The sequence below is a fragment of the Aestuariivirga sp. genome (genome assembly GCF_044239095.1).
Lineage (GTDB): Bacteria > Pseudomonadota > Alphaproteobacteria > Rhizobiales > Aestuariivirgaceae > Aestuariivirga.
Genome location: NZ_JBIICB010000232.1, coordinates 1 through 7,016, shown reverse-complemented (window position 1 = coordinate 7,016; position 7,016 = coordinate 1). Strand labels below are relative to the sequence as shown.

6 protein-coding genes are annotated in these 7,016 nt (G+C 67.0%); all 6 read right to left on the bottom strand.

Annotated features, from left to right (window positions below; genetic code table 11):
* A partial coding sequence (xdhC, locus tag ACILRA_RS17515; protein ID WP_395663350.1) for a xanthine dehydrogenase accessory protein XdhC occupies positions 1–796 on the bottom strand: 796 nt, incomplete at its 3' end.
* Entirely contained in the window at positions 793–3,105 is a 2,313-nt protein-coding gene (gene xdhB, locus ACILRA_RS17510) for a xanthine dehydrogenase molybdopterin binding subunit (RefSeq protein ID WP_395663349.1), read from the bottom strand. The genes xdhB and xdhC, both read right to left, overlap by 4 nt.
* Positions 3,105–4,571, bottom strand: a complete 1,467-nt coding sequence (gene xdhA / locus ACILRA_RS17505; RefSeq protein ID WP_395663348.1) for a xanthine dehydrogenase small subunit — start codon at positions 4,569–4,571, stop codon at positions 3,105–3,107. Before xdhA ends, xdhB begins: the two co-directional genes overlap by 1 nt.
* A gap of 6 nt (positions 4,572–4,577) precedes the next feature.
* Complete coding sequence (gene uraH / locus ACILRA_RS17500) at positions 4,578–4,925, bottom strand: hydroxyisourate hydrolase (protein ID WP_395663347.1); 348 nt, start codon at positions 4,923–4,925, stop codon at positions 4,578–4,580.
* A gap of 121 nt (positions 4,926–5,046) precedes the next feature.
* Entirely contained in the window at positions 5,047–6,294 is a 1,248-nt protein-coding gene (locus ACILRA_RS17495) for a glycerate kinase (RefSeq protein WP_395663346.1), read from the bottom strand.
* A 62-nt stretch (positions 6,295–6,356) separates the two neighbouring features.
* Entirely contained in the window at positions 6,357–6,770 is a 414-nt protein-coding gene (locus ACILRA_RS17490; RefSeq protein WP_395663345.1) for a universal stress protein, read from the bottom strand.
* Between the last annotated feature and the right edge of the window lie 246 nt (positions 6,771–7,016).

The following is a 7,016-nucleotide window of genomic DNA, read 5'->3' as shown; positions in this document are numbered from 1 at the left end:
TGGAGCGGATGCCGCCGACCCCGATGGGGCAGATCATAGCCGTGATCCGCGCGTCATCCACCCCGGCCTCACGCAGGCGCCGCGTGAACCGCGCGCGCTTGGTGGCGCTGCCGATGACGCCCACATGGGCGATGGCGGGGTTGCGCAGGGCCACTTCGGCAATGGCAAGATCGAGCGGGTGTGAATGGCTCATGATGAAGGCGAAGGATCCTTGCGGCGCTGCTTCAGCCACCTCCAGCGGGTTTCCGGCACAGGGCGTCACATTCTGCGGCATGGCGGCGGGGAAGGCCTCCGGCCGCGGATCGGCCCAGGTGACATCATAGGGCAGCGGGGCCAGCGCCAGCATCACGGCGCGGCCAACATGGCCTGCGCCAAACAGCAGGACGCTCCGCCGCGCCTCGCCGAAGCGTTCGGTGACGTTCGGGCCAAGCCTGCCGGTGAGGGTGAAGGGGCCCTGCTCTTCGCGCGCGGCGAAATCGCTGACCACTGCCAGCGACGCCGTGCTGAAATTCTCGATCGCGAGCGTCACCCGCCCGCCGCAGCACTGGCCAAGATCGGGCCCCAGCGATTGCGTCAGCATCTTCACAGCGCCAGGCTTGCCCAACAGGCGCTGCGCTTCCGCCAGCGCCTTCCACTCCAGCGTGCCGCCGCCGATGGTGCCGTGGAAGCCCTGGGGCGTTACCACCATGCGCGCACCCTCCTCGCGCGGGACGGAGCCTTCGGCCTTGATGACCGACACCATGGCGCAAGCGCCATGCGCCTTAACCGCACGCGCGACCAGGCCCCAGACCTTCATGCCCGCATGCCCTTCACGGCCTTGAGGATAGCCTCCGGTGTGGCAGGTGCATCGAGCGCGGGGATGCGGCCCGGCTTCAGGCTGGCGATGGCGTCGAACACCGCCGTCCACACGGCAATGCCCAGCATGAGCGGCGGTTCACCCACTGCCTTGGACCGGTAGATCGTATCTTCCTTGTTGCCGCGGGACTCGAAGAGCTTGACCCGCAAGTCCGCCGGCACGTCCGAGGCACAGGGGATCTTGTAGGTCGAGGGTGCGTGGGTGCGAAGCCGCCCCTGGGCGTCGTAGACGAGCTCCTCCATGGTGAGCCAGCCCATGCCCTGCACGAAGCCGCCTTCCACCTGCCCAATGTCCAGGCCCGGGTTGAGGGAGCGGCCCACGTCATGCAGGATGTCGGCCCGGTCCACCCGCATTTCGCCGGTGAGCGTATCGATGGTGACCTCCGAACAGGCTGCACCATAGGCGAAATAGAAGAAGGGACGGCCCTTCGCCTTCGCCCTGTCCCAGTTGATCTTTGGCGTTGCGTAATAGCCCGTCGAGGAGAGCGAGATGCGGGCAATGTGGGCCTGCCGCGCCAGGTCGCCGAAGGCGATGGAGCGGTTGCCGATCAGCACCTGCCCGTCCTCGAAGCGGATGCGCGACTTGGGCACCTTCCACTGCCGCGCGGCGAATTCCACCATGCGCGCCTTGATGGTGGCCGCCGCCTGCTTGGCGGCCATGCCGTTCAAATCCGCGCCGGAGGAGGCTGCGGTGGCGGAGGTGTTGGGCACCTTGCCCGTCGTCGTGGCGGTGATGCGGACGCAGGAGGCATCGATGCCGAATTCCTCCGCCACCACCTGCGCCACCTTGGTGTAGAGGCCCTGCCCCATCTCGGTGCCGCCATGGTTCAGGTGCACCGAACCATCGGTATAGACGTGGACCAGCGCGCCCGCCTGGTTCAGGTGCGTCAAGGTGAAGGAGATGCCGAACTTGACCGGGGTGAGGGAGATACCTTTCCTGAGCACGCCATTCGCCGCATTGAAGGCAGCAATGTCCTTGCGGCGCGCGCGGTAGTCCGAGGAGGCCTCGAGTTGCTCGATCACCGCAAGGGCGATGTTGTCCTCGACCTTCATGCCATAGGGGGTAACGCCGCGCTTGTCCGTGTACAGATTGATCTTGCGCACATCGAGCGGGTCGGCGCCGACGCGGATGGCGATCGCCTCCATCATGCGCTCGGCAAAGACCATGCCCTGCGGCCCCCCGAAGCCGCGGAACGCCGTGTTGGACACGGTATGCGTCCTGAGGCGGCGGGTGGCGATGCGGGCGGCAGGGTAGAAATAGGCATTGTCGGCGTGGAACATGGCGCGGTCACAGATGGCGTTGGACAAGTCCGCCGAATAGCCGCAGCGCGACAGGAGATCGACATCGACGCCGAGGAGGCGGCCCGCCTTATCGAAGCCTGCCGTATAGTCGACGCGGAAATCATGCCGCTTGCCGGTCATGATCATGTCCTCGTCGCGGTCGAGGCGGCACTTGGCGGGCCGCCGCGTGACATGAGCGGCAAGGGCCGCGAGGCAGGCCCATTGCGCCGCCTGGCTCTCCTTGCCGCCGAAGGCGCCCCCCATGCGGCGGCATTCGGTGGTCACCATGGCGGCGGGCAGATGCAGCATGTGTGCCACGAGGTGCTGCACCTCGGACGGGTGCTGGGTCGAGCAATGGACGGTGACGGCGCCATGCTCCTCCGGCACGGCCATGCTCACCTGGCCTTCAAGATAGAAATGCTCCTGCCCGCCGACACGGAAGCTCTCTTCGATGCGATGAGGTGCCGCGGCAATGGCCTTTGCGGCATCGCGGCGGTGGAAGGCATAGGGCTCGCCCACGTCGCGCGTGCCCATGGCCAGCGCATCCTCCACCGTCACGGCGGGTTGTTCCTTGGCAATCTCGATCCTGGCGAGGCGGGCGGCGCGGCGGGCGGCCTCACGCGATTGCGCCACGACCGCGAAGACCACCTGGCCATGAAACATGATCCGGCCATCAGCCAGGATGGGATCGCCGCCGAAGACGGGCGCGCAGTCGTTGACGCCGGGAATATCCGCAGCCGTCAGCACCGCCACGACGCCGGAGGCCGAGCGCACCGCTTCAAGGTCAAGGGCCGTGATGGCGCCGAGCGCGCCTTCTTTCGCGAAGCCGGGGTAGACGTGCAGGAGACCCTCCGGCTCACGCATGTCGTCGACATAGGTGGCGGAGCCCTGGACGTGCAGCGCCGCGCTGTCATGCGCCAGCGTCTTTCCGACGGTTTTCGTTTCGATGCGGCGGCGGGCCACGGCCATCACGCCACCGCCCTTCGCGCACCCGTGACGCGGGTGGCGGAGGCTCCCGCCACCTCCATCAGCGCCTTGCGGAGCAGGCCCTGGGCCACCTCCATGCGGTAGGCGGCGGAGGCGCGCATGTCCGAGATCGGCTGGAAGTCGCGCGCCAGCGCCGCAACGGCCACATCCCACCCCGAAGGCTGGTCGAGCGAAAGTCCGGCAACGGCCTGCTCCGCGGCGGCCGCGCGCTTGGGCGTTGCCGCCATGCCGCCGAAGGCGATCCGCGCGGAGGCGATGCGGCGGCCATCAAGCGAAAAGCGGAAGGCTGACATCACGGCGGAAATATCCTGGTCGAAGCGCTTCGACACCTTGTAGGCGCGGAACGCCTCATCGGGCTTCAACCTCGGCACGTCGATGCGCCACACGAGTTCACCGGCTTTACGGTCCTGCTTGCCATAGGCGATGAAGAAATCCTCGAGCGGCAGCGTGCGCTCGGCCGCATCATGGCGAAGCGTCAGCGTGGCGCCGAGTGCAATGAGCATGGGCGGCATGTCGCCGATGGGCGAGCCATTGGCGATGTTGCCGCCAACCGTGCCGGAGGCGCGCACCTGGGTGGAGCCGAGGCGCCGCAGCACCTCGCCCAGGTCGGGATCGATCGCGGCAAGGGCGGGCGTTGCCTCCGCATAGCTCGCGGCTGCACCGAGCGCCACATGGCTGCCCGCATCCTTCACCTCATGCAGGGATTTCACCCCGCCGGTGAGGATGATCTTCGGCAGCACGCGCAGCTGCTTGGTGATCCACAAGCCGACGTCGGTTGCGCCCGAGACAATCGTGGCGTCAGGGTTCTCAGCCGCAAGCCGCGCCAGCGTGGCAGCGCTTGCGGGCCGCGCGATGAAGCCCGCAGATGTGCCGATGAACACGTCCTCGCCGTCATCAAGTGCGGCGAGCCGTAACGCTGCGGCATCGGCCTCCCTCGCCCAGCGATCCACCGCACGGCCGGTGCAGGCGGCGAGCCCCGCATCGATGATCGGGCGGTAGCCAGTGCAGCGGCAGAGATTGCCCGCCACGTGGGTGGCGATCTCCTCCCGCCCCGGGGCATGTCCCTCATGGTAGAGCGTGAACAGCGACATGACGAAGCCCGGCGTGCAGAAGCCGCATTGCGAGCCGTGCGTATCCACCAGGGCCTGCTGCACCGGGTGCAGCTGACCGTCCGTGGACAGATCATCGACCGTCACCAGCTCCTTGCCGTCAAGCTGGGCCATGAGCAGGATGCAGGCGTTGACCGGTTCATACACAATCTTGCCGCCGCGCAGCGTGCCCAGCGCCACGGTGCAGGCGCCGCAATCGCCCTCGTTGCAGCCTTCCTTGGTGCCGCGCGAACGCTCCTCAAGGCGCAGATAGTCGAGCACGGTGCGCATGGGCGGCACGTCGCGCAGTTCGACGGTCTCGCCGCGGCGCAGGAATCGGATGGAGGCGCGTGCGGTCACGTCAGGTCAGCTCCCCCTGTAGGTGGAATAGCCATAGGGCGAGAGCAGAAGCGGCACATGGTAATGCGCGGCGGCGTCCGCAATGCCGAAGTGGATGGGGATGATATCGAGAAAGGCGGGCTCGGGCAGTGCCGTGCCATTGGCCCGCAGATAGTCGCCGGCGTGAAAGCGCAGCTCATACTGGCCGGCGGCAAAGCTTTCGCCCTCGAGCAGCGGAGCATCCGCCCGGCCATCGGCATTGGTGCGGATGGATGTGAGCGGCGCGTTGCCGCCCGCCCGGAAAAGCTCGATCTTCAGCCCTGCTGCAGGCCTGCCGCTGGCAGTGTCCAGCACATGCGTCGTCAAACGGCCCATTCTCGCGCCCGCTTCCCTCTGTCCTGATCCCTGTCGGCGGGCTCTCGCGGCCCTTATGTTGCAAACGCTAACACAGCCGATCCGCCCGAAAAAGCAGAATAAGGGGTGCTTCCGCGGTCCATTATCTGATCAGTATCGCGCGGAAATCATTGACATTCGTGTGGGTGGGTCCGGTCACGACCTGGGCTCCCATCCGCTCGAAGAGGCTGTGCGCGTCATTGTCGTCAAGACTGGCCATCGGGTCGAGGCCCAGCGAGCGGGCATGGGCAAGGCTGTCCGGCCCGATCACGGCGCCTGCCACGGGTTCAAGCCCGTCGATGCCGTCCGTATCGGCGGCAAGCGCATGGATGCCGGGGGCACCGCCCAGCGCAATCGCCAGCGACAGCAGGAACTCCACATTTCGGCCGCCCCTGCCCTTGCCCCGGACGGTGACACTGGTCTCCCCGCCCGACAGCAGCAGGCAGGGCGTTTTGGCGGGCATGCCGCGCATGGCGATTTCAAGCGCGATTGCTGCATGGACCTTCGCCACCTCCCGCGCCTCACCCTCGATCCTGTCGCCGAGATAGAGCACGTTGAGGCCCTGCGCTTCGGCCCCATCGCGCACCGCCCGGAAGGATTCATGCGGCGAGACCACCACGCGGGTCTCGGTCTGATGGCTGAGGATGGAGCGGTCCTCGTCCGGGCTCCTGAGCCAGTCCATCACGGCGGCAGGCACCGGCACCCGGTAGCGCTCCAGAATGGCCAGAGCATCGGCCTTGCGGGTCGGGTCCGGCACGGTCGGGCCGGAGCCGATGATGGCCGGATCGTCGCCCGGCACATCGGAAAGCGCCAGCGTGTGGATGCGGGCCTGGCCCGCCGCACGGGCCAGCCTTCCGCCCTTCACGGCGGAGATCTGCTTCCTCACGCAGTTCAGTTCCGCGATGTTGGCGCCGCATTTCAGCACCGCCTTCACGAGGCCGAATTTCTCCGCGATGGAAATGCCCGGCACCGGCTTCGACATCAGCGCCGAAGCGCCGCCTGAGATGAGCGCGATCAGCAGGTCGCCCGCCTTCAGGCTCGAGGCCAGCGCCAGCGCCTTCTCTGCCGCGGCGAGGCTCGATTCGTCTGGAACGGGGTGGCTGGCATGGACAAGGCCGATGCGCTTCAGCTCATGGGTGTAGCCGTGCGGTGCGATGACGAAGCCTTCGAGCGGCCCGTCCCAACTCTCCTCCACCGCCTTCGCCATGGGCACCGCCGCCTTTCCAGCACCGATCACCACGGTGCGGCCAGAGGGGCGTTCGGGCAGGTTGCGCCGCACCGCACTCACCGGATTGGCGGCCTCGACCGCGGCCTCGAACAGGCCGCGCAGAATTGCCTTGTCGTCAGTCACCTGTGATGCTCCTCCCGCCCCGCGCCTTTATTGCGCCAGCCGGAAAGGATGCACAAGCTGCCTCAGCGGGCGACCGTCACGCTGCAATGGGCACGGCTGGCCACGTCGGAAGCAACCGACCCCAGCACCAGCCGCGAAACGCCGCGCTTGTCTCCGGTGCCAACTACGATGTGGTCGAAGCCGTTTTCCTCCGCATACTGAACGATGGCGGAAGCGGCCTCCCGGCTCCTCAAGGCCAGCTCCTCGACCTTGCCCGCGCCCGCCTTGCGGGCTGTCCCGGCCGCGGCATCGAGGATTGTCTTCACCTCATCATCCTCCCATTTGTAGACCAGGGGGCCGCGCACACCGCCATGCGCCACATTCACCGCGCAGATCGACAAGGTGGCGCCGAGTACCGCCGCAAGCCGCCCCGCGAGTTCAACCGCATGTGCGGAATTCTCAGTGCCGTCGGTGGCGCACAGGATCTTGCTCGTCATGGTGCTCGTCTCCGGTCATGCTGTGTTGACATAACTTAAGATCTAGTCAGGCCTCCGGCGGCCTGCCTTGATTTCTGTCAACAGTCCGGGGCGCGCAGCGCGTCCTCGAGCGGCGGGCAATCAAATGGAATCCTTGTGACGGCTGATGTCTTCTCCCGCTCCTTCAGCGGGAGAAGAAGGGACCCGTTGCGGAACGCAACGGGGAGATGAGGGAACAAGGGCGCTGCATACAATTCGGAGCCCCGC